This is a genomic window from Pseudomonas fitomaticsae (genome assembly GCF_021018765.1).
Classification (GTDB): Bacteria; Pseudomonadota; Gammaproteobacteria; order Pseudomonadales; family Pseudomonadaceae; genus Aquipseudomonas; species Aquipseudomonas fitomaticsae.
The window spans coordinates 1,009,011-1,032,083 of record NZ_CP075567.1 but is presented as its reverse complement, the minus strand read 5'-3'; the positions used below and the strand labels follow the sequence as shown (position 1 = coordinate 1,032,083).

The window sequence follows — 23,073 nt, the reverse complement described above, 5'->3', positions numbered from 1 at the left end:
AAGAAACCCTAAACTTGGCTCAGCAATCGTTGGTTACATCTTTGATTTCTCGCGGAGTAACTTGTGATGCTGATAATCTTGTTGACTATCAGTCTGACTCCACAAGCACCCACACGAATTGCTTGATTCAGTTGTTAAAGAGCGGTTGGTTAAGATCTTTCGTCTCAACCGAGGCGCGCATTCTACAGCAGCCTCATTTGCTGTCAAGTGATTATTTTCAGAAGCTTTCGAAGATTTCTTCAACAACTTCAACCACTTGCGCTTCCGATCTCTCGTTAGCGGGAGGAGAATTCTACAGCGTTACACGCTGCTGTCAACACCTCTTTTTCAGCCACTTCCAAACCTCGATACACTGAAGCCCTGCACTGCCTAAACCTACTTAACTCATTGAATTTCAAGGAGTTTTCCGTTTCGACTGCGCCGGAAGTGGGGCGAATTATAGAGACTCAGAATCTGCCGTCAACCGTTATTTTCATAAATCTGTCATATCGGTCAAAAAAGCCCCGAAACGCGAAGGCCGACCTTAAAAGGTCGGCCTTCTCTGCACTGCCCTTCTACTTACAAGCTAGGGAAAGCGAATTGCGAAGCCTCATGGCTCGCACGCTGCGGCCAGCGCTGGGTGATGGCCTTGCGACGTGTATAGAAGCGCACACCATCCGGACCATAGGCATGCAAGTCGCCGAACAGCGAACGCTTCCAGCCACCGAAGCTGTGGTAAGCCACTGGCACCGGCAATGGAACGTTGACGCCGACCATACCGACTTCGATCTCGTCGCAGAACAGACGTGCCGCTTCACCGTCACGAGTGAAGATGCAGGTACCGTTGCCGTATTCGTGATCGTTGATCAGCTGCATCGCCTCTTCCAGGCTGTTCACCCGGACGACGCACAGCACCGGCCCGAAAATCTCTTCTTTATAGATGCGCATCTCGGGAGTGACGTTGTCGAACAGGCAGCCACCCAGGAAGAAGCCTTCTTCGTGACCGGCAACGCTCAGACCACGACCGTCGACCACCAAGGTCGCGCCCGCCGCCACGCCGTCTTCGACATAACCGCTGACCTTGTCGCGTGCCTGACCGGTAACCAGCGGCCCCATGTCCAGACCGCAAGAAGTACCAGCGCCGATTTTCAGCGCCTTGATCTGTGGAACCAGTTTGGCCACCAGTGCATCCGCCACCTGATCGCCCACACACACGGCTACCGAAATCGCCATGCAGCGCTCGCCGCAGGAACCGTAAGCCGCGCCCATCAGTGCGCTGACCGCGTTGTCCAGATCCGCATCCGGCATCAGCACCGCATGGTTCTTCGCGCCGCCCAGTGCCTGAACGCGTTTGCCGCGCTTGGTGCCTTCGGCATAGATGTATTCGGCAATCGGCGTCGAACCCACGAAGCTCAGCGCTTTGACTTCCGGCGCTTCGATCAGCGCGTCCACCGCAGTCTTGTCACCGTGCACCACGCTCAGCACGCCTTTCGGCAGGCCGGCTTCCAGCAGCAGTTGCGCGATCAGCAGGGTCGAGCTTGGATCACGCTCGGATGGTTTGAGGATGAAGCAGTTGCCGCAGACGATCGCCAGCGGATACATCCACAGCGGCACCATGGCCGGGAAGTTGAATGGGGTGATGCCGGCCACTACGCCCAGCGGCTGGAAGTCCGACCACGCATCGATGTTCGGGCCGACGTTGCGGCTGTACTCACCCTTGAGGATTTCCGGCGCTGCGCAGGCGAACTCGACGTTCTCGATACCGCGCTTCAGTTCACCGGCGGCGTCTTCCAGAGTCTTGCCGTGTTCTTCACTGATCAATTGCGCGATGCGCGCTTCGTTCTGTTCCAGCAGTTGCTTGAAACGGAACATCACCTGGGCACGTTTGGCCGGTGGCGTGTTGCGCCAGGCCGGGAACGCAGCCTTGGCGGCATCGATGGCTTTCTGGATGGTTTCCTGGCTGGCCAGCGGCAGCTTGTGGATAGCCTGGCCAGTGGACGGGTTAAACACATCGACCGCGCGACCGTTCTCGGTCACCAGTTCGCCATTGATCAAATGCGGGATAACGCTCATCGGGGAACTCCTGAATTCTTGTGCGCAGACGCCCGCAAGGGGCGCCTGCTATTGGCGTATCTATATAGAAGGAAAAATCAGTCGAGCTTGTTCAGCACTTCGCCGACCGCGTCGAACAGACGATCGAGGTCTTGCGGCTTGCTGTTGAAGGTTGGGCCGAACTGCAGGGTGTCGCCGCCGAAGCGCACGTAGAACCCGGCTTTCCACAACGCCATGCCGGCTTCGAACGGACGCACGATGGCGTCGCCGTCACGGCCCGCGATCTGGATCGCACCGGCCAGACCGTAGTTACGAATGTCGATGACGTTCTTCGCGCCTTTCAGGCCATGCAGGGCATTTTCGAAATGCGGTGCGACTTCGGCCACGCTCTGCACCAGGTTTTCCTTTTGCAGCAAATCGAGTGCCGCCAGGCCTGCGGCGCAAGCCACCGGGTGCGCCGAGTAGGTGTAGCCGTGCGGGAATTCCACGGCGTATTCCGGGGTCGGCTGGTTCATGAAAGTCTGGTAGATCTCGGAGCTGGCAATCACCGCGCCCATCGGGATCGCGCCGTTGGTGACTTGCTTGGCGATGCACATCAGGTCCGGGGTCACACCGAAGGTGGTGGCGCCGAACATGGTGCCGGTACGGCCGAAACCGGTGATCACTTCGTCGAACACCAGCAGGATGTTGTGCTGGTCGCAGATTTCACGCAGGCGCTTGAGGTAACCCTGTGGCGGAACCAGCACGCCAGCGGAACCAGCCAGAGGCTCAACGAACACCGCAGCGATGTTCGAAGCATCGTGCAGCTCGATCAGCTTCAGCAGCTCATCGGCCAGTGCGATGCCGCCCTGCTCCGGCATCCCACGGGAGAAAGCATTGCTCGCCAGCAAAGTGTGCGGCAGGTGGTCGACATCCATCATCGCCTGACCGAACAACTTGCGGTTGCCGTTGACGCCGCCGAGGCTGGTGCCGGCGATGTTCACGCCGTGATAGCCACGGGCGCGGCCGATCATTTTTGTCTTGGTCGACTGGCCTTTCAGGCGCCAGTAAGCGCGGACCATTTTCACCGCGGTATCGGCGCACTCGGATCCGGAGTCGGTGAAGAACACGTGATTCAGGTTACCCGGCGTCAGGTCGGTGATTTTCTCCGCCAGCTGGAACGACAGCGGGTGGCCGTATTGAAAGCCCGGCGAGTAGTCGAGAGTGCCCAACTGCTTGGCCACCGCTTCCTGGATTTCCTTGCGGGAATGCCCGGCGCCGCAGGTCCACAGACCGGACAGCGAGTCGTACACCTTGCGGCCCTTGTCGTCGATCAGCCAGCTGCCTTCGGCACCGACGATCAGGCGCGGGTCGCGCTGGAAGTTACGGTTGGCGGTGTACGGCATCCAGTGCGCGTCCAGCTTCAGTTGGCTGGCCAGTGGCGACGACGCGTTTTCAGGCATGTTCATCGGGCAAAACCTCGCAGGGCAATAAGCTTCAGAGAGATAGAAAGCGTTGTTGCAGCTAAATTGCCACGGGGATAAAGTCGGTGAAATTCAACTCTTCTAACCTTCAGTTAGAACTCTGCTAAACAATGAGAACAACAGCATGAGCAGCCGTCGCCCCGATCCATTGGCCCAGGTCAGTGACTTTGATATTCGCCTGCTGCGGATATTTCGCAGCGTGGTGGAGTGCGGCGGCTTCTCGGCAGCGGAAACCGTGCTCGGCATCGGTCGCTCGGCGATCAGCCAGCAGATGAGCGATCTTGAACAGCGCCTGGGCCTGCGTCTGTGCCAACGCGGGCGCGCCGGTTTCTCCCTGACCGAAGAGGGCCGCGAGGTCTATCAGTCGGCGTTGCAGCTTTTAAGTGCGCTGGAAAGTTTCCGCACCGAGGTCAACGGCCTGCACCAGCACCTGCGTGGCGAGTTGATCATCGGCCTGACCGACAACCTCGTCACCTTGCCCCACATGCGCATCACCCACGCGCTCGCGCAATTGAAGGAACGCGGGCCGGACGTGCAGATCCAGATCCGCATGATCGCCCCCAATGAAGTCGAACAAGGCGTACTCGACGGTCGCCTGCATGTCGGCGTAGTGCCGCAGGCCAGTGCGTTGTCGGGGCTGGAATATCAGCCGCTGTACAGCGAACGCTCGCTGCTCTACTGCGCGGTCGGCCATCCGCTGTTTTACGTCGACGATAAACAGCTGGATGACGAACGCCTGAACAGTCAGGACGCCATCGCCCCGACCTTCCGTTTGCCGGCAGAGATCCAGGCGCACTATCAGGCGCTCAACTGCACCGCCAGCGCTTCCGACCGTGAAGGCATGGCGTTCCTGATTCTGACCGGGCGTTACATCGGCTATTTGCCGGATCACTACGCCAGTCTCTGGGTTCAACAAGGTCGCTTGCGCGCACTCAAGGCCAGCACCCGTTTCTATGACTTGAGCCTGGCCTCGGTCACCCGCAAGGGCCGCCGCCCTCATCTGGTACTGGAAAGTTTTCTCGAAAGCCTGGCCGCCACCCGCTGACGACCGGGGTTTTATTCGCCCGGGGCTTGTCCCGCGCCGGTGGTTGCGCTATCAACGCAACTGGTTGCACCCCACAGACAAACCCGGAAGTGCCTATGACCTTTGAAGTCCCCGCTCACGGCGGCAAACCCGCCAGCCGCATTCGTCAGAAGAACGAAGAGACCATCATCAAAGCCGCCGAGGACGAGTTCGCCCGTCACGGGTACAAAGGCACGAGCATGAACACCATCGCCACCAAGGCCGGGCTGCCCAAGGCGAACCTGCATTACTACTTCACCAACAAGCTCGGGTTGTACGTGGCGGTGCTGAGCAACATCCTTCAATTGTGGGACAGCACTTTCAACACCCTGACGGCCGAAGACGATCCGGCCGAAGCGCTGACCCGCTATATTCGCGCGAAAATGGAATTCTCCCGTCGCCAGCCGCAAGCTTCGCGGATCTTTGCGATGGAAGTGATCAGCGGCGGCGAATGCCTGACCGAATATTTCAACCAGGATTACCGCGCCTGGTTCCAGGGCCGCGCCGGCGTGTTCCAGGCCTGGATCGACGCGGGCAAAATGGACCCGGTCGACCCGGTGCACTTGATCTTCCTGTTGTGGGGCAGCACCCAGCATTACGCCGACTTCGCCACCCAGATCTGCCGGGTGACCGGTCGCAACAAGTTGACCAAACAGGACATGGAAGACGCCGGCAACAACCTGATCCGCATCATCCTCAAAGGCTGCGGCCTCACTTCTTCTATATAAGTCGTTTTATGCCATTCACCCTCAGCGGCTTTTGCGAATTCCGCGAAGAGATTCGCAAAAGCCGTTTCATCACCTTTGCCGCGCCAATCGGCAGCCCTGCCGAGGCGCAAGCCTTCATCGAGCAGCACAGCGACTTGAACGCTTCGCACAATTGCTGGGCATGGAAGCTCGGCGATCAGTACCGCAGCAACGACGATGGCGAACCCGGTGGCACTGCCGGGCGGCCGATTCTGGCGGCCATCGAAGCGCAGGACTGCGATCAGGTCGCGGTGCTGGTGATCCGCTGGTACGGCGGCATTCAACTGGGCACCGGCGGTCTGGCCCGGGCCTATGGCGGCGGCGCCAACAAATGTCTGCAGGCCGCGCCGAAGATCGAATTGATCAGTCGCGTGCCCGTGCGTTGCGCCTGCGCTTTCAGCGAACTGGCGCTGGTGAAGCTGCGGGTCGCGGATCTGGGTGGATTGGTGGTGGAAGAAAACTTCACCGCCAATGGTGTCGAGTTGCAACTGGCCGTGGGCGAAGCGCACATCGAGCGGTTGCAAAATCAATTGGCGGACCTGAGCCGTGGGCGAATCCTGCTACAGCGTTGAAGCCCCGCCATGTTTTGGGGCACCACACGGTTTGCTTATGCCCGCGACTTGCCCACATCCGCTGTGCACCCGGCTGTGGATAACCTGAGCACAGGATGCTGTAACCCTTCTGTCACGTGGCTTTGCGGGATTTGTTCACTTTTCGTCCAATCGACTGACGCAACGAACAATTTCACGTAAAAACAATCGCTTAGCGTCGTTTATCGCCTTTAGAAGAAAGCCCGGCAGTGCTTATGCCCGGGATTCTGTCTTGCGCACAAATACTGTGGAGCAACCTGTGGATAAGCCGTTCATGGCTGGCGCAGTCGCAGGTTCTGCATGGCTTTGACGGGGTTGCTCGTTTTTTGATCAGCCAGGTGCGGGCAAAACTGGAGCCTGATCAAAGGCTTTGCCCTCAAGTGGTGCCGTGCAAGACGTCGAATTCATTTCACAGGCTCTACGCCACAGGCTGGCAAACAGCGGTCGTACAGGTTCCTGACTCAATGGCCAGGAAATTGCTTTATCCACAGGCACAACTCCAAGCGATCCGAGCCTGTCATGCCAAACCCTACGTCCACACCGCGCCTGCAACTGCGCCATATCAGCAAACGTTATCCCGGTTGCCTTGCCAATGACGCCATCGACCTGAGCATCGCCCCCGGTGAAATCCACGCGCTGCTCGGTGAAAACGGCGCGGGTAAAAGCACCTTGATGAAGATCATCTACGGCGTCACCCAGGCCGATTCAGGCGAGATGCTGTGGCAGGGGCAACCGGTGACCATGCGCAATCCGGCCCAGGCGCGGCAGTTGGGCATCGGCATGGTGTTCCAGCATTTCTCGCTGTTCGAGACCCTGAGCGTGGCGCAAAACATTGCATTGGCGATGGGTGCAGCGGCCGGTTCGCCGAAACAACTGGAGGCGAAGATCCGTGAAGTGTCGCGCCGATATGGCATGGCGCTGGAACCCCAGAGACTTGTCCACAGCCTGTCGATCGGCGAGCGGCAACGGGTCGAGATCGTTCGTTGCCTGATGCAGGACATTCGCCTGCTGATTCTCGATGAGCCGACCTCGGTGCTCACGCCGCAGGAAGCCGACGAGTTGTTCATCACCCTGCGCCGGCTCGCGGCCGAGGGCTGCAGCATTCTGTTCATCAGCCACAAACTTGGCGAGGTGCGCGCCTTGTGTCACAGCGCCACAGTATTGCGTGGCGGTCGGGTGGCCGGGCATTGCGTGCCGGCCGACTGCACCGACCGGCAACTGGCGCAATTGATGGTGGGCGACGCCGCGACATTGATCGGCGACTTTACAAAGGTCACCGGTGGCGCGGCGTTTTTGCAGGTCAGCGGATTGAACTGGCACAACCCCGACCCATTCGGCTGCTCCCTGAGCGACATCGATCTGCAGGTGCGCAGCGGTGAAATCGTCGGCATCGCCGGCGTGGCGGGCAACGGTCAGGACGAGTTACTGGCCTTGCTCAGCGGCGAGCAGACATTGCCCCACGACGCAGCGCAAACCATCCGCTTCCGAGAACACGCCGTCGCCGATCAGCGCCCCGATGCGCGACGCAAACTCGGCCTGGCGTTCGTCCCCGCCGAACGCCTCGGGCATGGAGCTGTGCCGGACATGAGCCTGGCGGACAACGCCCTGCTGACCGCCTTTCAACAAGGTTTGGTCAGCCACGGTTTGATCGAGCGCGGCAAGGTCGAAGCCCTCGCTCAAACGATCATCCAGCGCTTCGGCGTAAAAACCCCGGACACCCAAACCGCCGCCCGCAGCCTGTCCGGCGGCAATCTGCAGAAATTCATCCTCGGCCGGGAAATCCTCCAGCAACCGAAACTGCTGATCGCCGCGCACCCGACCTGGGGCGTGGATGTCGGCGCGGCGGCCACCATCCACCGCGCGCTGATTGCCCTGCGCGATGCCGGGGCGGCGATTCTGGTGATCTCCGAAGACCTCGACGAACTGTTCCAGATCAGCGATCGCCTCGGCGCGCTGTGCGGCGGGCGCCTGTCGGCGTTGCAAGACACGGCGCTGACCCGCCTCAGCGACGTCGGCGGCTGGATGGCCGGCCAGTTCGACACCCCTCAATCACAACCGGCCACGGTTTAACGGAGTTTTCCCATGTTGCTTTCCCTCGAACCTCGTGGCCGGCAATCGCGCCTGATGCTGTGGTGCTCGCCGGTGCTGGCGGCGGCGCTGACGCTGGTGTGCGGATCGTTGCTGTTCGTCGCCCTTGGCCATGATCCGCTGAAAACTTTGCACACGTTGTTGATCGCCCCGGTCAGCGACCTGTACGGCGTTTCCGAGCTGCTGGTCAAAACCCTGCCGATCCTGTTGTGTGCGCTGGGCCTCGCAGTGGCCTATCGGGCGCGGATCTGGAACATCGGCGCCGAAGGCCAGTTGCTGCTCGGCGCCCTGGCCGGCAGTGCGCTGGCGGTAAATATCATCGATATGCAAAGCCGCTGGGCGCTGGTGCTGATCCTGCTCACCGGCACCCTCGCCGGCGCGGCGTGGGCCGGGCTCACCGCCTGGTTGCGCACACACTTCAATGCCAACGAAATCCTCACCAGCATCATGCTCAATTACATCGCGCTGAACCTGTTGCTGTTCTGCGTACACGGGCCGCTGAAGGATCCAGCCGGGTTCAATTTTCCCGAGTCGGCAATGTTCAGCGATGCGAGCCGCCTGCCGCTGTTGATGGAGGACGGTCGGGCGCATATCGGCGTGTATTTCGCCTTGCTCGCGTTGGTCGCGGTGTGGGTGTTGTTGCAGAAAAGCTTTGTCGGTTTCCAGATCAAGGTGCTGGGGCTGGACAAGCGTGCGGCAGGGTTTGTCGGGTTTCGCGAGAAGCGTCTGATCTGGCTCGCACTGCTCATCAGCGGTGCATTGGCGGGACTTGCCGGTGTCTGCGAAGTCACCGGGCCGATCGGCCAACTGGTGCCGCAGGTCTCGCCGGGCTACGGCTATGCGGCGATCACCGTGGCGTTTCTCGGGCGGCTCAACCCCATCGGGATTCTGTTTTCCAGCCTGTTGATGGCGCTGCTGTACATCGGTGGCGAGAGCGCGCAGATGACGCTGAATCTGCCGCAGGCAATCACTCAGCTGTTCCAGGGAATGATGCTGTTTTTCCTGCTGGCCTGTGACGTGCTGATCCTCTATCGGCCACGCCTGAACCTGCGCTGGGTGCGGCGCACTTCTACCACCGCCGTAACCGCCGGAGCGCTGTGATGGATATCGATCTGCTGAGCAATATTTTCTACGCCATGGTGCGCTGCGGTACGCCACTGCTGCTGGTGGCGCTGGGTGAATTGATCTGCGAGAAGAGCGGCGTACTCAACCTCGGTCAGGAAGGGATGATGCTGTTTGGCGCGGTGATCGGTTTCATCGTCGCGTTCAACAGCGGCAACCTGTGGCTGGGCGTGGTGTTGGCGATGCTCGCCGGGATGCTGTTGTCGTCGCTGTTTGCCCTGGTAGCGCTGGTGTTCAACGCCAATCAGGTGGCGACCGGGCTGGCGCTGACGATTTTTGGCGTGGGCCTGTCGACCTTTGTCGGCGCGGCGTGGGTTGGCAAACCGCTGGAGGGATTCGAGCCGCTGGCGATTCCATACCTGAGCGAAATCCCGCTGATCGGCCGCATGCTGTTTGCCCAGGATCTGCTGGTGTACCTGTCGTTCGCGCTGTTTGCGCTGGTGGCGTGGGTGATCGTGAAAAGCCGTGTCGGGCTGATCATTCAAGCGGTCGGCGAGAACCCAGATGCGGCGAGTGCCATGGGTTTGCCGGTGCTGGCCGTGCGCACACTGGCGGTATTGTTCGGCGGGGCGATGGCCGGACTGGCCGGCGCTTATCTGTCGCTGGCGTACACGCCGATGTGGGCCGAGAACATGACCGCCGGACGCGGCTGGATCGCGCTGGCGCTGGTGGTGTTCGCCAGTTGGCGGGTGTGGCGCTTGCTGCTCGGCGCGTATCTGTTCGGACTCGCCAGCATCCTGCACCTGGTGGCGCAGGGGTTGGGGCTGGCGATTCCTTCGAGTCTGCTGGCGATGTTGCCGTACGTCGCGACGATTCTGGTGCTGGTGTTGTTGTCGCGGGATGCGCTGCGTACGCGGTTGTATGCGCCGGTGTCACTGGGGCAGCCGTGGCAGGCCGGGCGCTAAGCCGCTACGGCTCGCGACAGCGGCCGAACCGGCAACGCCTGAGCAATGCCCCACGCCACTTCGAGAACCAGGAAACCCACCACCAACGAGCTGGCGCCGTGGGCCACGGCATACGTCATCCACCCGGCGAAGAGAAATCGCGTCACCGCGTCATAGCGCCCATAAACCGGCTGCGGATCACGAATCCGCAGCACCGCCCACATGCACACCACCGAACCGAACAAATTGGCTATCAACAGATGTGCAGGTTCGAACGGCGGCAACTCACCGGGCAGGTTTAGCGCCTGACTCAGCGCCGTCAGCAACCCATGCAGTACAGCAAAACTCCACGGCGTGACAAACGCCGCCGTCACGATCAAGTCATACCAGGCGCTGCCGCGCACCACCTGCCGATACTGCGTTGAAGTCCACATCATCCTTGCTCCGAAAATTCAGGGAGCAACTACGGTAAAGCCTGGAGTATGCTCCAGGGTCAAACACTTTCGAGACCTGCGAGATGCGCATCGGTGAGTTGGCCCAGGCCTGCGATGTCAGCCGTGACACGCTGCGTTTTTACGAGGAGCGCGGATTGATCGCGGCGCAACGTAGCGCCAACGGTTATCGCGACTATCCGCCGGAGATGGTGCAATTGGTGCTCTACATCAAAACGGCGCAGCGTCTGGGCTTTACCCTCGGCGAGATCGGCAGCAGCGTTGGCGCGCTGTGGCAATCGCCAAATCCCGACACCACCGTCACGCAACTGCTGCAGGACAAACTCAAGCTGGTCGAAACCCGCATGGCCGAGCTCGGTGAGTTGCGCCAGGAATTGCAGCATCGGCTCGGTCAACGCTGTCCATTGAACCCGTGATCTTTCAACTTTCAAGGAAAGCCCATCATGTCCGCACTTAATCCTGCCAAGCACGCATTGATCATCGGCGCCTCCCGGGGCCTGGGTCTGGGCCTGGTGAAAACCCTGCTGGCCGACGGCTGGCGAGTCACCGCTACGGTTCGCAATCCTTCCAGTGCCGAGGCTCTCGAAGCACTGGGCAACGTGCAAATCGAAAAACTCGACATGGACGACCAGCAAGCGGTGATCGCCCTGAGCCAGCAGCTCAAGGGCGAGACCTTTGACCTGCTGTTCGTCAACGCCGGAGTCAAAGGCCCGGAAGTACAGACGCCGGGCGGCGCGACGCTGGCGGAAGTCGGCCAACTGTTCTTCACCAACGCCGTGGCGCCAATCAATCTGGCCCAGCGTTTCGTCGGTCAGATCCGCGACGGCAGCGGCGTGCTGGCGTTCATGAGTTCGGTGCTCGGCAGCGTGACCATGCCCGACGCGCCGGAACTGGCGCTGTACAAGGCCAGCAAAGCGGCGCTGAACTCGATGACCAACAGCTTCGTCACGCAACTGGGCGAGCAGAAACTTACGGTGCTGTCGCTGCATCCGGGCTGGGTGAAAACCGACATGGGCGGCGAAGGTGCCGACATCGACGTGGAGACCAGCACCCGTGGTCTGGTGGATCAGGTGGACGCGTTTGCCGGCAAGGGCGGCCATCACTTCGTCAACTACAAGGGTGAAACCATTCCCTGGTAATCACTGAACCCTGTGGGGGCTCGCTCCCACAGGGTTATCCCGGTGTCTGGTCGGGTTGGGCTTGCCCGTCGCAACATTTTGTTCGAAACTCCGCACCTCGTCCTTCGCGGCGACCCTGGATCAGCAGACAGGGCAACACTGAGCTGGCAACCCTGAACCCAACTTTCAGAGGAGCCGGCCACAATGCCTGCGACCCGTATCTGGTTAAAAAATCCCCTCGCCATTTTCACGGCCAACGGTCTCGATGCCCGTGGCGGTCTGGTGCTGCAAGACGGTGTGATCACCGAAGTGCTTGGCGCCGGCCAGCAACCATCCACACCGTGCAATGAAGTGTTCGACGCCCGTGAACACGTGATCCTGCCGGGCCTGATCAACACCCACCACCACTTCTATCAGACCCTGACCCGCGCCTGGGCGCCGGTGGTCAACCAGCCGTTGTTCCCGTGGCTGAAAACCCTCTACCCGGTGTGGGCGCGCCTGACGCCTGAAAAACTCGCCCTCGCCACCAAAGTCGCGCTGGCCGAGTTGCTGTTGTCGGGTTGCACCACCGCTGCCGACCACCATTACCTCTTCCCGGATGGCCTGGAAAACGCCATCGACGTGCAAGTCGAAACCGTGCGCGAACTGGGCATGCGCGCGATGCTCACCCGCGGTTCGATGAGCCTCGGCGAGAAGGACGGCGGCCTGCCTCCGCAACAGACCGTGCAGGAAGGCCAGGTGATTCTCGACGACAGCCAGCGGCTGATTCACGAGTACCACGAACGTGGCGACGGCGCGCAAATCCAGATCGCCCTGGCGCCGTGCTCGCCGTTCTCGGTGACCCCGGAAATCATGTCCGCCAGCGCCGATCTGGCGAACAAACTCGATGTGCGCCTGCACACCCACCTCGCCGAAACCCTCGACGAAGAAGACTTCTGCCTACAACGCTTCGGCCTGCGCACCGTGGATTATCTGGACAGCGTCGGCTGGCTCGGCCCGCGTACGTGGCTGGCCCACGGCATCCACTTCAACCCCGACGAGATTGCCCGCCTCGGCGCGGCCGGCACCGGTATCTGCCACTGCCCGAGCTCGAACATGCGCCTGGCCTCCGGCATCTGCCCGAGCATCGAGTTGACCGATGCTGGCGCGTTGTTCGGTATCGGTGTGGATGGCTCGGCGTCCAACGATGCGTCGAACATGATCCTCGAAGCGCGTCAGGCCCTGTACATCCAGCGCTTGCGTTATGGCGCCGAGAAGATCACTCCGGAACGCGTGCTGGGCTGGGCGACCAAGGGTTCGGCGAGCCTGCTGGGCCGCACCGATATCGGTGAACTGGCAGTCGGCAAGCAGGCGGATCTGGCGTTGTTCAAACTGGATGAGCTGCGCTTCTCCGGCAGCCACGACCCGATCTCGGCACTGCTGTTGTGCGGCGCGGATCGCGCGGATCGCGTGATGGTCGGTGGCAAGTGGCGTGTGATTGACGGGCAGGTTGAAGGGCTGGATCTCAAAGGCCTGATTGCCGATCACAGCCAGGCGGCTCGGCAGTTGATTGCCGGCACCTGATCTTCCCCCTCTGATCGTTCCCACGCTCCGCGTGGGAACGATCAATCACAACCCCAGCAGCGACAACATGATGAACGTCGCAAACAGCACAAAGTGCGTCATGCCCTCAATGGCATTGGTCTCCCCGTCATTGAGGTTGATCGCGCTGACGATCAGCGTGATGAAGATCATCACCGTCTGCACCGGCGTCATCGCCATCTGAAACGGCTGCCCCGTGTAGAGCGCCATCGCTTCCATCACCGGCACCGTCAAAATCACCGTCGACAACGAAGCGCCCATCGCAATGTTGACCACCGACTGCATACGGTTGGCCAACGCCGCGCGCAACGCAGTCAGAATCTCCGGCGCCGCCGAAATCGCCGCCACCAGAATCGCCGTGATCACCGGCGGTGCGCCCGTCCCTTCCAGACCCAGATCGAGGGTCTTGGACATGACCTCGGCCAGTGCGCCGATCACCACCACACCGAACACCAGAATGCCGATCGACAGCGCCAGGCTGACCGGTTTCGGCTCCTGCTCCACGGGCTCTTTCTTGCGGCGTTTGTCCGGGTAGCTGTAGCTGAAAAAATAGCTGTGCGGCCCGACCTGCATGCGCAGGAACAACGCATAAAGCACCACCATCGCGCCGATGGTGAACGCCGAATAGATTTTCCAGTTGGCCTCGGGAATGAACTCCGGCACCACCATCGACACGCCCATGGCGGTGAGGATCATCACGCTGTAACTGCGGGCCGAGTCGTCGTTGTAGGACTGCTCGCCATGCTTGATCCCGCCCATCAGCGCGGCGAGGCCGAGGATGCCGTTGATATCGAGCATCACCGCCGAATAGATCGTGTCGCGCACCAGTGTCGGCGAGGCTTCGTTGCTCATCATGATCGCCAGGATCACCACTTCCACCAGCACGGCGGCGAGGGTCAGGATCATTGTGCCGTACGGGTCGCCGACTTTTTCTGCGAGCGATTCGGCCTGATGGGCGACGCGCATCGAGGCGGCGACAATGAACGCGATCAGCACCAGCCCCGCCGTCAGCGCGACAACCTGGCCGCTGTGCAGCAACCAGTGCTCCAGCGGATACGCCACGAGGGCGGCGATCAGGGCCAGCAGCAGAAAGCTTTCTTGCTTGAGAATCGTGAGCATGGCGGGCCTTCGGGTGCTGAGGTCGAATGAGCTACTGACTGCGGGGCGGCGCTAATGGTTCGTTACACCTTAGCGCACCAGTGGATGGCAGCTTTATCCACGCCTGCACTTTTATTGGCCTTTACGGCCTCTTCGCGAGCAAGCCACCTCCCACAGGGATCGCGGCGTTTTTGTGGGAGCGGGCTTGCCCGCGATGGGCGTGCCTCGGTTTCAAGCCAGATTGTTGTCCGCTTGGTCAGCCTTTTGCATTGCCCTCCCCACACACAACAAAAGGGAGTTCGCGTTCATGCAAAAACGTCCACTGCAAACACTGCTGTGCATCGCCATGGGCCTTGGCCTCAGCCTGGGCGCCAGTGCCGCCGATCCACTGAAAGTCGGTTTCGTTTACATCGGCCCCATCGGCGACCACGGCTGGACATATCAGCATGAACAGGGGCGCAAGGCGCTGGCGGAAAAACTCGGCACGCAGATCACTACCAATTACGTGGAGAACGTCGCCGAGGGCGCCGATGCCGAGCGGGTGATCCGCAACATGGCCAAGGACAATTACGACCTGATCTTCACCACCTCTTTCGGCTACATGAACCCGACGGTGAAAGTCGCCAAACAGTTTCCCAAGGTGACCTTCGAACACGCCACCGGCTACAAGCAGGACAAGAACCTCGGCACCTATCTCGCGCGCACCTACGAGGGGCGTTACGTCGGTGGTTTCCTCGCGGCGAAGATGACTAAGACCAAGAAAATCGGCTACGTCGCCTCGTTCCCGATCCCCGAAGTAATCCGCGACATCAACGCCATCCAGCTGGCCCTGAACAAGTACAACCCTGGCACCGAGATCAAAGTGGTGTGGGTCAACTCGTGGTTCGATCCAGGCAAAGAGGCCGATGCCGCCAACGCGCTGATCGATCAGGGCGTGGACGTGGTGTTCCAGCACACCGACAGCCCGGCGCCGATTCAGGCTGCCGAGCGGCGTGGTGTCTATGCCGTGGGCTACGCTTCGGACATGGCGCACTTCGGGCCGAAAGCGGTGCTGACCTCGATCGTCAACGACTGGGCGCCGCACTACATTCAGGCGACCCAGAGCGTGATCGACCACAACTGGAAATCCCAGGACTACTGGGGCGGGTTGAAGGAAGGCACGGTCGAACTGCCGATCAGCGATCTGGTGCCGGCACCGGTGAAGGCCGAAGCCGAGCAGATCATCGCCGACATCAAGAGCGGCGCCCTGCAACCGTTCACCGGGCCGATCAAGGATCAGGCCGGCGTCGAGAAAATCCCGGCGGGGGTCAGCGCCACCAACGCCGAACTGGCGTCGATGAATTACTACGTCGAAGGCATGAAGGCCGAGATGCCGAAGTAATCCACCCGCCCCTGACCGCTCCCCCTGCGTGGGAGCGGTCGCTAAAGAGCATTCGAAATGAACCAACTCCCGATCATCGACATCTCGCCGCTTTACTCCGACGACCAGAACGCCTGGCCCGCCGTCGCCGAACAGATCGACCACGCCTGCCGCGAATGGGGCTTTTTCTACATCAAGGGCCACCCGATTTCTGCGCAGCGCATCGAATCCCTGCTCGAGCACGCCCGGAACTTCTTCGCATTGCCAACAGCGGAAAAACTCAAGATCGACATCACCCGGACCGTCCATCACCGCGGCTACGGCGCCATCGCCACCGAACAACTCGACCCGGACAAACCCAGCGATCTCAAGGAAACCTTCGACATGGGCCTGCACCTGCCGGCCGATCATCCCGAGGTGCTGGCAGAGAAACCCTTGCGCGGCCCCAACCGTCATCCGGACATTCCCGGTTGGGAAGCACTGATGGAGCAGCACTACCTCGACATGCAGGCGCTCGCGCAAACCCTGTTGCGGGCCATGACGTTAGCGCTGGGCATCGAGCGAGACTTCTTCGATACACGCTTCAAAGAACCGGTCAGTGTGCTGCGAATGATCCACTACCCGCCGCGCCACACCGCCAGTTCCGCCGAGCAACAAGGTGCCGGCGCGCACACCGATTACGGCTGTATCACGCTGCTTTATCAGGACACCGCCGGCGGCTTGCAGGTGAAAAACGTCAAAGGCCAGTGGATCGACGCCCCGCCCATCGACGGCACGTTCGTGGTCAACCTCGGCGACATGATGGCGCGCTGGAGCAACGACCGTTATCGCTCGACCCCGCACCGGGTCATCAGCCCGCTCGGCGTGGATCGCTACTCGATGCCGTTCTTCGCCGAGCCGCATCCGGACACGCGCATCGAATGCCTGCCCGGTTGCCAGGACGCACAGCATCCGGCGAAATATCCGACCACCACCTGCGCCGAATTCCTGCTGTCGCGCTTTGCCGATACCTACGCCTATCGACGAGAGCCGGAGGTGGTGTGATGGATCGGTTGGTCAGGTTTTGCCAATTGTTTCGGCGCGCATCTGTAGAATGCCGTCATTGCACCTGATGAGAAAAGAATATGTACGACTGGCTCAACGCCCTGCCCAAGGCCGAATTGCACCTGCATCTGGAAGGCTCGCTGGAGCCCGAGCTGCTGTTCGCCCTGGCCGAACGCAACAAGATCGCCCTGCCGTGGAGCGACGTCGAAACCCTGCGCAAGGCTTACGCCTTCAACAACCTGCAGGAATTCCTCGACCTGTATTACCAGGGCGCCGACGTGCTGCGCACCTCCCAGGATTTCTACGACCTGACCTGGGCCTACCTGCTGCGCTGCAAAGAACAGAACGTGATTCACACCGAACCGTTCTTCGATCCGCAGACCCACACCGACCGTGGCATTCCGTTCGAAGTGGTGCTCAACGGCATCGCCGCCGCGCTGAAGGATGGCGAGCAGCAACTGGGCATCACCAGCGGTTTGATCCTGAGTTTCCTGCGCCACCTGAGCGAAGACGAAGCCCAGAAAACCCTCGACCAGGCGCTGCCGTTCCGTGATGCGTTCGTCGCGGTGGGCCTGGACAGCTCCGAGATGGGTCACCCGCCGAGCAAGTTCCAGCGCGTGTTTGATCGTGCCCGTCACGAAGGCTTCCTGACCGTTGCCCACGCCGGCGAAGAAGGCCCGCCGGAGTACATCTGGGAAGCCATCGACCTGCTGAAGATCCAGCGTATCGACCATGGCGTACGCGCCATCGAAGACGAGCGCCTGATGCAACGGATCATCGACGAGCAGATCCCGCTGACCGTGTGCCCGCTGTCGAACACCAAACTCTGCGTGTTCGATCACATGTCCCAGCACAACATCCTCGACATGCTCGAGCGCGGCGTGAAGGTTACGGTGAATTCCGATGACCCGGCGTACTTCGGTGGTTACGTGACCGAGAACTTCCATGCGCTGCACACCCACCTGGGCATGACTCAGGATCAGGCCAAGCGCCTGGCGCAGAACAGCCTGGATGCGCGGTTGGTAAAACCATAAGCAACAGCGCATAACCAATGTGGGAGCGAGCTTGCTCGCGAATAGGGTCTGTCATTCAACGAAGTTGTTGTTTGATACACCACTTTCGCGAGCAAGCTCGCTCCCACAGTTGGTTCAGGGTTCAGCCAACAACTTCTGCTTCGGTCAATTCCTCCAAGGTTTTACCCCGCGTCTCCATCCCGAACAGCCACACCACCCCCGCCGCAATCGCAAAGCACAGCGCCCCCAGCGCAAACACCCCGCCCTGCCCGGTAATCGGAAACACCAGCCCGGTGACCAACGGCCCGAGCAGCGAACCCACGCGCCCGATGGCCGAGGCGAACCCCGAGCCCGTCGCCCGCGCCGAGGTCGGGTACAGTTCCGGCGTGTAGGTGTAGAGCACCGCCCACATGCCAAACAGGAAAAACTGCATCAACAGCCCCGTGCCGATCAGCAGCGCCACGTTGCCGCCAAACACCGCGCTTTGTCCGTACAAAAACGCCATCACCCCGCCGCCGAGCAACGTGACGATGCACACCGGCTTGCGTCCCCAACGCTCCACCAGCCAGGCCGCCATCAGGAAGCCGGGAATCCCGCCAAGGGAAATCAGCACCGTGTAATACACCGACTGAGTCACGGCAAAACCCGACTGTTGCAACAGTGCACTGAGCCATGAGGTCAGGCCGTAAAAACCGAGCAACGCAAAGAACCACAGGCTCCAGATCATCGTCGTGCGCTGGCGATACAGCGGTGACCAGATCTGTTTGAGCGCCGAAAGGAAATGGCCCGGTGGAGTCACGCTTCGTGGCAGGCGAACCGGCTCCGGCAATGCAGCACCGCCGAGAGAGGCCTGTACCCGCGCCTCGATCCCACGCAAAACCTTGTCCGCCGCGTCATGCTTGCCCGCCTGTTCCAGCCAGCGCGGCGACTCGGGAATGAAAAAGCGTATCGCCAGCACGAACACCGCCGGCACGGCCAACACCAGAAAGATGTCGCGCCAGCCAATCAATGGCAGCAGGAAATACGACAGCACCCCCGCCGCGACGAAACCCAGCGGCCAGAAACCGTCCATTAATGCGATGTAGCGACCCCGGCGCTGGGCAGGAATCAACTCCGACAACATCGACTGGGCAATCGGAAACTCCATGCCCATGCCGATTCCCAGCAGGATGCGAAACAGCGTCAGGCTCTCAACCGTCTACGCCGTGGAACACAGGTAACTGGCCAGCCCCCACAAGACGATGCTCCACTGGAACACCGGTTTGCGGCCGAACCGATCCGCCAGCAATCCGGACAGCGACGCCCCCAGCACCATGCCGAAAAAACTCGAACTGGCCAGCAGGCCAGCCTGCGCACTGCTCAGGCCGAACTCGGCTTTGATCGAGCCGAGCAGGAAAGTCATCATCGCCAGATCCATGGAGTCGAAGAAAAACGCCAGGGCGATGATGATGAAGATGATCCGGTGATAACCACTGACTGGCAGGCGCTCCAGTCGATCTGCCGCGCTGAAGTTTCCCGTGTCCATGCCACCTCCTCAATCCGAAAAGTCCCCGGATCGAGTGTGCGCGATAGCGGTTGCGCGCCTGTGCCAGATGCGACGTGTTCGCAGCCGTTGGCGACGCTCAGTAGCAAACCACTGGAAGAAAGCGCTCTACAACGCCAATTCCAGCTCGGTTTCACAGGCGAAACGATGAATTTCCCGCTGGCCCGCCGCCGTCAGTTGCAGGGCGCGGGAATCGTTGGGCAGCACCAGCCAGCCCGACTGCATGAACAGCTGCAACAACGCCGCCCCCAACGAGCCTCCCATATGCGGGCGACGCTCGCTCCAGTCCGGGCAGGCGCACGCCACCTGGGCGTTGCGGTGGGCCAGTGCCTGGACGTACACCCCGCGCCCGGCCAGTTGTGTCGAGCCTTTATGCGTGACCACCACTCGATGCTCAAGCTGCTCGATCCAGCCGGCATCGAGCAGCCGCTGGTACAGGTCGGCGGCCAGCGTTCCACCCAGATGGTCGTCGCAAAACCGCGCGCGCAGCAGTGACGAAGGCGCCGCCTGGGGTCTGACGACCGGCGAGGCACGCTTGAACACGTCGGGGATTTCTCGCGGAGCGCTGGCCAACGTGGCGCTGGCCAGCGCTTCGATGGCTGCGCCGATTTCGGGAGCCGCCAGGCGGAAGAAGCGTTTGCGACCGCGCGCCTCGACCTTCAACAGACCGCCAGCGGACAAGCGCCCCAGATGCGCACTGGCTGACGACGGCGAAAGCCCCGCCAGCAACGCCAGTTCCTCGGTCTGCCGCGCCGAGCCATCCATGAGCGCCCACATCATTGCGCTGCGTTTGGGATCGGCCAGCAACGTGGCGATCTGGCTGATGCAAGGTGCATGTTCCATCTATTCACTCCCTGTTGAATCGTATCGTCTACTGCTCATAGACATCTTGACCAGTAATCAGTCGTCGGCCAAGGCGCGCAAAATGCCTTGAGTCGAGGCGTGGCAGCGTGCCGCGGCAAGGAAACCGCAGCACTGTCGCGACCATCCTCCCTGCCCGCCCGGTTGCGGTCTGATCGTTCTCGTATCGACCTTTTGGTGCGGGCATCAGGCGGCCGCTAGTATAAGCGGGTTGCTCGCGGCGTCCTGCGCCGGAGCGGCCGTGGCTGGTGATTGTTCCTGAGAGAAATTTCGCTATTTACCTGCGACTAATGGTCAGACTTCTGGAAAACGGGAAAACGGCTACTCAATTCGGCGCAACGGCTGGCGAGCATCTCCCTCAGAAGGTTCACCGGCTTACTCAATTGTGCGCGATGGGCGCACAGCAGATTCAGCGGAGCGCGTTCGCAAAGCAGCTCCGGCAGCAGCACTTTCAGCCGCCCCGCCAGCACATCACCGGCCACATCGAGCCACGATTTGTAGGCGATGCCGGCTCCCGCCACAGCCCAAAGACGCACCACATCGGCGTCGTCACTGAAACGGTCGCCACTGACGGTCAGGCCGACCTCGCGTTTGCCGTCGTGGAAACTCCAATGGTCGTGCACCCGACCACCGAGCATGTAAAGCAGGCAGTTGTGCTGGGCGAGCTGTTCCAGATGCAGCGGCTCACCGTGCCGGGCCAGGTAGGCGGGTGATGCGCACAGCACCCGTCGGTTGTGTGGGGCAATCGGCAACGCCACCAGACTGGAATCCTCCGGTTCGCCGTAGCGCAAGGCGATGTCTACCGGCTGGCGAAACAGATCGGCGATGCGATCACCCAGCAGCAGGCGTACCGTCAGTTTCGGGTGTTCGCGCTGAAAATCGTCGAGCCACGGCAGCAGCAGGTTGCGACCGAAGTCCGAAGGCGCCGACAGCTGCAGGATTCCGCTGACCTGATCCTGCCCGCTGGCCAGCAGACGCCGACCCTCATCGAGGTTGCTCAGCGCCGCCCGGGCGTACTCAAGAAACCCTTCACCTTCGGCCGTCAGCCGCAGGCTGCGGGTGGAGCGCGCCAACAAACGCGCGCCCAATTGCTGCTCGATCCGCTTGAGCGCGGCACTGGCCACGGCGGCGGACATATCCATCACCCGCGCCGCCGCCGACAGGCTGCCCAGATCCGCCGCCCGGACAAACAACTGCAAGTCATCGAAACGCAGCATCCTCAGCCCCGATTATCAAAAAAATATTGAAAGAGACTGCTCTTTTAGCCGGTTTTATCTCCGGCAGAAATAGCCAATCATGCCATCCATCGAATTCATCCCGTCCCGGAGTCGAACATGTCCCAGCCTTTCACCGCCATCGCCACCCTGATCGCCCGACCTGGCCAGCAGGACGCCCTCGAACAGCACCTGCGCGCCCTGATCGAACCGACCCGCGCCGAAGCCGGTTGCGGTCAGTACGAACTGCACCAGGATCTGGCCAACCCGCTGGCCTTCTACATGATCGAACAGTGGGCCAACGACGAAGCCCTGCAAGCCCACGATGCCAGCACCCATATCCAGCATTTCCGCAGCCAGGCCGAGGCGTTCCTCGAACACTTCGAACTCAAGCGCCTGCGCGTCATCGCCTGAAGCCTTCCTTTATTCACTTTCGGAGTTCTCCATGAAAGCCATCGCCTACTTCGCCTCGCTCCCGATCAGCGACGAAAAATCCCTGCAAGACATCGAACTGCCGGAACCGGTAGCCGGCCCGCGCGACCTGCTGGTGGAAGTCAAAGCCATTTCGGTCAACCCGGTCGACACCAAGGTTCGCCAGAACGTCGCGCCGGAAGGCGGCGCCGCCAAGGTGCTGGGCTGGGACGTGGCCGGTGTGGTCAAGTCGGTCGGCAGTGAAGTGACATTGTTCAAGGCCGGCGACAAGGTGTTCTACGCCGGTTCCATCGCCCGGGCCGGTGGCAACAGCGAACTGCACGTGGTGGATGAGCGGATCGTCGGCCATATGCCGAAAACCCTCGGTTTCGCCGAAGCCGCTGCACTACCGCTGACCGCGATTACCGCTTGGGAGCTGTTGTTCGAACGCCTGCAGATTCGCGAAGGCAACACCGATGAAGGCCAGAGCCTGCTGATCGTCGGCGCGGCTGGCGGCGTGGGCTCGATCCTCACCCAACTGGCCAGCCAGTTGACCGGGCTCAAGGTGATCGGCACCGCCTCTCGCCCTGAGACCCGCGACTGGGTGACCGAGCTGGGCGCTGACCTGGTGATTGATCACAGCCAGCCGTTGAGCGAAGAACTGAAACGCGCCGGTGTCACCCACGTGACCCACGTTGCCAGCCTGACCCAGACCGACCAGCACCTGGACCAACTCGTCGAAGCCCTTGCGCCGCAAGGCAAACTGGCGTTGATCGACGATCCGAAAGCGCTGGACGTGACCAAACTCAAGCGCAAGAGCCTGTCGCTGCACTGGGAGTTCATGTACACCCGTTCGCTGTTCGAAACGCCGGACATGATCGAGCAGCACAAACTGCTCAACCGGGTGGCCGGGCTGATCGACAGCGGGACGTTGAAGACCACGGTGGGCGAGCATTTCGGCAAAATCAACGCGAGCAACCTGCGCCGTGCCCATGAATTGCTGGAAAGCGGCAAGGCCAAGGGGAAAATTGTTTTAGAAGGTTTCTAAAATTCAGAAGACCGCAGCCTTCGTCAGCGCCGGAAGTGGCTGGCTCGGGGGCTGCGGTGTTTTTTTGCCGTCAGTCAGATGCTTGACCCTTGTCACAATTGCGATCGTATTCGGGTCTACAATCGAAACCTCTGCGATGCAATCTTTTACGTACGGGAGGTCAGCAATGAAGATCCTGATAAAAGAAGTGGCAAAGTCCCAGTGGCAAGTTCGTCTCGACCAGCACGCCGTGACCTTCCGCAGTGAGGCCGAAGCTCGCGCCTTCACTCGCACCCTCGAAGCGCGTATCTACGCGCCCCATCAGATTCCCGACCTCGGCCAGCAACGCGCTGTCGGCTGAGTT

21 protein-coding genes and 1 pseudogene are annotated in these 23,073 nt (G+C 61.1%); 15 read left to right on the top strand and 7 right to left on the bottom strand.

What is annotated here, in order from left to right; all coding sequences use genetic code 11:
* Positions 1-558 precede the first annotated feature (558 nt).
* Positions 559-2,052 (bottom strand): CoA-acylating methylmalonate-semialdehyde dehydrogenase, encoded by a 1,494-nt coding sequence (locus KJY40_RS04525; protein WP_169428735.1) that lies wholly within the window; start codon positions 2,050-2,052, stop codon positions 559-561.
* Positions 2,053-2,129: 77 nt separating this feature from the next.
* Complete coding sequence (locus KJY40_RS04520) at positions 2,130-3,479, bottom strand: aspartate aminotransferase family protein (protein WP_230735248.1); 1,350 nt, start codon at positions 3,477-3,479, stop codon at positions 2,130-2,132.
* Between the two features lie 139 nt (positions 3,480-3,618).
* Here KJY40_RS04520 and KJY40_RS04515 point away from each other — a divergent pair, with 139 nt between their 5' ends.
* From KJY40_RS04515 to KJY40_RS04490, 6 genes are all read left to right on the top strand, one after another.
* Positions 3,619-4,539 (top strand): LysR family transcriptional regulator, encoded by a 921-nt coding sequence (locus KJY40_RS04515; protein WP_007958517.1) that lies wholly within the window; start codon positions 3,619-3,621, stop codon positions 4,537-4,539.
* A 95-nt stretch (positions 4,540-4,634) separates the two neighbouring features.
* Entirely contained in the window at positions 4,635-5,285 is a 651-nt protein-coding gene (locus KJY40_RS04510; protein ID WP_230735245.1) for a TetR/AcrR family transcriptional regulator, read from the top strand.
* An 8-nt stretch (positions 5,286-5,293) separates the two neighbouring features.
* On the top strand, positions 5,294-5,875 hold the full coding sequence (locus KJY40_RS04505; RefSeq protein ID WP_230735244.1) for an IMPACT family protein: 582 nt from the start codon (positions 5,294-5,296) through the stop codon (positions 5,873-5,875).
* Positions 5,876-6,412: 537 nt separating this feature from the next.
* The gene (locus KJY40_RS04500) at positions 6,413-7,963 is read left to right on the top strand and encodes an ABC transporter ATP-binding protein (protein WP_230735242.1); all 1,551 of its coding nucleotides are present in this window, start codon (positions 6,413-6,415) and stop codon (positions 7,961-7,963) included.
* 12 nt (positions 7,964-7,975) lie between these two features.
* Positions 7,976-9,082, top strand: a complete 1,107-nt coding sequence (locus KJY40_RS04495) for an ABC transporter permease (protein ID WP_230735240.1) — start codon at positions 7,976-7,978, stop codon at positions 9,080-9,082.
* Positions 9,082-10,008 carry an ABC transporter permease gene (locus KJY40_RS04490; RefSeq protein ID WP_230735236.1) on the top strand — a complete coding sequence of 309 codons (927 nt, stop codon included), beginning with the start codon at positions 9,082-9,084 and terminating at the stop codon, positions 10,006-10,008. Before KJY40_RS04495 ends, KJY40_RS04490 begins: the two co-directional genes overlap by 1 nt.
* On the opposite strand, the gene KJY40_RS04485 is transcribed toward KJY40_RS04490, so the two are convergent.
* Entirely contained in the window at positions 10,005-10,421 is a 417-nt protein-coding gene (locus KJY40_RS04485; protein WP_230735235.1) for a hypothetical protein, read from the bottom strand. The genes KJY40_RS04490 and KJY40_RS04485 overlap by 4 nt on opposite strands.
* Positions 10,422-10,504: 83 nt before the next feature.
* Here KJY40_RS04485 and KJY40_RS04480 point away from each other — a divergent pair, with 83 nt between their 5' ends.
* The 3 genes from KJY40_RS04480 to KJY40_RS04470 all read left to right on the top strand — a co-directional run bounded on the left by KJY40_RS04480 (position 10,505) and on the right by KJY40_RS04470 (position 13,120).
* Entirely contained in the window at positions 10,505-10,855 is a 351-nt protein-coding gene (locus tag KJY40_RS04480; RefSeq protein WP_064593282.1) for a MerR family transcriptional regulator, read from the top strand.
* A 27-nt stretch (positions 10,856-10,882) separates the two neighbouring features.
* Positions 10,883-11,578 carry an SDR family oxidoreductase gene (locus KJY40_RS04475; RefSeq protein ID WP_230735233.1) on the top strand — a complete coding sequence of 232 codons (696 nt, stop codon included), beginning with the start codon at positions 10,883-10,885 and terminating at the stop codon, positions 11,576-11,578.
* A 183-nt stretch (positions 11,579-11,761) separates the two neighbouring features.
* A complete protein-coding gene (locus KJY40_RS04470; RefSeq protein WP_230735231.1) occupies positions 11,762-13,120 on the top strand; it encodes an 8-oxoguanine deaminase in 1,359 nt (452 codons plus the stop codon).
* 45 nt (positions 13,121-13,165) lie between these two features.
* Here KJY40_RS04470 and KJY40_RS04465 read toward each other — a convergent pair whose 3' ends face one another.
* Positions 13,166-14,257 carry a calcium:proton antiporter gene (locus KJY40_RS04465; protein ID WP_230735230.1) on the bottom strand — a complete coding sequence of 364 codons (1,092 nt, stop codon included), beginning with the start codon at positions 14,255-14,257 and terminating at the stop codon, positions 13,166-13,168.
* 286 nt (positions 14,258-14,543) lie between these two features.
* Between KJY40_RS04465 and KJY40_RS04460 the strand changes: the two genes are divergently transcribed.
* The 3 genes from KJY40_RS04460 (at position 14,544) to KJY40_RS04450 (ending at position 17,674) form a co-directional block, all read left to right on the top strand.
* Positions 14,544-15,617, top strand: a complete 1,074-nt coding sequence (locus tag KJY40_RS04460) for a BMP family ABC transporter substrate-binding protein (RefSeq protein WP_230735227.1) — start codon at positions 14,544-14,546, stop codon at positions 15,615-15,617.
* A 57-nt stretch (positions 15,618-15,674) separates the two neighbouring features.
* Positions 15,675-16,640 carry an isopenicillin N synthase family dioxygenase gene (locus KJY40_RS04455; protein ID WP_230735225.1) on the top strand — a complete coding sequence of 322 codons (966 nt, stop codon included), beginning with the start codon at positions 15,675-15,677 and terminating at the stop codon, positions 16,638-16,640.
* Between the two features lie 80 nt (positions 16,641-16,720).
* Positions 16,721-17,674 (top strand): adenosine deaminase, encoded by a 954-nt coding sequence (locus tag KJY40_RS04450; protein ID WP_007958502.1) that lies wholly within the window; start codon positions 16,721-16,723, stop codon positions 17,672-17,674.
* A 121-nt stretch (positions 17,675-17,795) separates the two neighbouring features.
* Here KJY40_RS04450 and KJY40_RS04445 read toward each other — a convergent pair.
* The 3 genes and pseudogenes from KJY40_RS04445 to KJY40_RS04435 form a co-directional block, all read right to left on the bottom strand.
* Positions 17,796-19,178, bottom strand: a pseudogene (locus KJY40_RS04445) (MFS transporter).
* Positions 19,179-19,304: 126 nt separating this feature from the next.
* Positions 19,305-20,039, bottom strand: coding sequence for an ArsR/SmtB family transcription factor (locus tag KJY40_RS04440; protein ID WP_230735224.1), 735 nt, complete (start codon positions 20,037-20,039; stop codon positions 19,305-19,307).
* Positions 20,040-20,344: 305 nt separating this feature from the next.
* Positions 20,345-21,274 (bottom strand): LysR family transcriptional regulator, encoded by a 930-nt coding sequence (locus tag KJY40_RS04435; protein ID WP_007958495.1) that lies wholly within the window; start codon positions 21,272-21,274, stop codon positions 20,345-20,347.
* A 117-nt stretch (positions 21,275-21,391) separates the two neighbouring features.
* On the opposite strand from KJY40_RS04435, the gene KJY40_RS04430 reads away from it, so the two are divergent.
* From KJY40_RS04430 to KJY40_RS04420, 3 genes are all read left to right on the top strand, one after another.
* Positions 21,392-21,685: a putative quinol monooxygenase gene (locus KJY40_RS04430; RefSeq protein WP_230735222.1), complete on the top strand. Its 294-nt coding sequence runs from the start codon at positions 21,392-21,394 to the stop codon at positions 21,683-21,685.
* A gap of 31 nt (positions 21,686-21,716) precedes the next feature.
* Positions 21,717-22,730: a zinc-binding alcohol dehydrogenase family protein gene (locus KJY40_RS04425; protein ID WP_230735220.1), complete on the top strand. Its 1,014-nt coding sequence runs from the start codon at positions 21,717-21,719 to the stop codon at positions 22,728-22,730.
* A 166-nt stretch (positions 22,731-22,896) separates the two neighbouring features.
* Entirely contained in the window at positions 22,897-23,070 is a 174-nt protein-coding gene (locus KJY40_RS04420; protein WP_170929593.1) for a hypothetical protein, read from the top strand.
* Positions 23,071-23,073 lie beyond the last annotated feature (3 nt).

Coding starts and splice junctions, on each gene's coding strand:
- KJY40_RS04500 (WP_230735242.1), top strand. CDS start 6,413: ATGCCAAACCCTACGTCCACACCGCGCCTGCAACTGCGCCATATCAGC.
- KJY40_RS04480 (WP_064593282.1), top strand. CDS start 10,505: ATGCGCATCGGTGAGTTGGCCCAGGCCTGCGATGTCAGCCGTGACACG.
- KJY40_RS04450 (WP_007958502.1), top strand. CDS start 16,721: ATGTACGACTGGCTCAACGCCCTGCCCAAGGCCGAATTGCACCTGCAT.
- KJY40_RS04515 (WP_007958517.1), top strand. CDS start 3,619: ATGAGCAGCCGTCGCCCCGATCCATTGGCCCAGGTCAGTGACTTTGAT.
- KJY40_RS04420 (WP_170929593.1), top strand. CDS start 22,897: ATGAAGATCCTGATAAAAGAAGTGGCAAAGTCCCAGTGGCAAGTTCGT.
- KJY40_RS04485 (WP_230735235.1), bottom strand. CDS start 10,421: ATGTGGACTTCAACGCAGTATCGGCAGGTGGTGCGCGGCAGCGCCTGG.
- KJY40_RS04460 (WP_230735227.1), top strand. CDS start 14,544: ATGCAAAAACGTCCACTGCAAACACTGCTGTGCATCGCCATGGGCCTT.
- KJY40_RS04455 (WP_230735225.1), top strand. CDS start 15,675: ATGAACCAACTCCCGATCATCGACATCTCGCCGCTTTACTCCGACGAC.
- KJY40_RS04510 (WP_230735245.1), top strand. CDS start 4,635: ATGACCTTTGAAGTCCCCGCTCACGGCGGCAAACCCGCCAGCCGCATT.
- KJY40_RS04465 (WP_230735230.1), bottom strand. CDS start 14,257: ATGCTCACGATTCTCAAGCAAGAAAGCTTTCTGCTGCTGGCCCTGATC.
- KJY40_RS04470 (WP_230735231.1), top strand. CDS start 11,762: ATGCCTGCGACCCGTATCTGGTTAAAAAATCCCCTCGCCATTTTCACG.
- KJY40_RS04525 (WP_169428735.1), bottom strand. CDS start 2,052: ATGAGCGTTATCCCGCATTTGATCAATGGCGAACTGGTGACCGAGAAC.
- KJY40_RS04425 (WP_230735220.1), top strand. CDS start 21,717: ATGAAAGCCATCGCCTACTTCGCCTCGCTCCCGATCAGCGACGAAAAA.
- KJY40_RS04475 (WP_230735233.1), top strand. CDS start 10,883: ATGTCCGCACTTAATCCTGCCAAGCACGCATTGATCATCGGCGCCTCC.
- KJY40_RS04495 (WP_230735240.1), top strand. CDS start 7,976: ATGTTGCTTTCCCTCGAACCTCGTGGCCGGCAATCGCGCCTGATGCTG.
- KJY40_RS04490 (WP_230735236.1), top strand. CDS start 9,082: ATGGATATCGATCTGCTGAGCAATATTTTCTACGCCATGGTGCGCTGC.
- KJY40_RS04430 (WP_230735222.1), top strand. CDS start 21,392: ATGTCCCAGCCTTTCACCGCCATCGCCACCCTGATCGCCCGACCTGGC.
- KJY40_RS04440 (WP_230735224.1), bottom strand. CDS start 20,039: ATGGAACATGCACCTTGCATCAGCCAGATCGCCACGTTGCTGGCCGAT.
- KJY40_RS04520 (WP_230735248.1), bottom strand. CDS start 3,479: ATGAACATGCCTGAAAACGCGTCGTCGCCACTGGCCAGCCAACTGAAG.
- KJY40_RS04435 (WP_007958495.1), bottom strand. CDS start 21,274: ATGCTGCGTTTCGATGACTTGCAGTTGTTTGTCCGGGCGGCGGATCTG.
- KJY40_RS04505 (WP_230735244.1), top strand. CDS start 5,294: ATGCCATTCACCCTCAGCGGCTTTTGCGAATTCCGCGAAGAGATTCGC.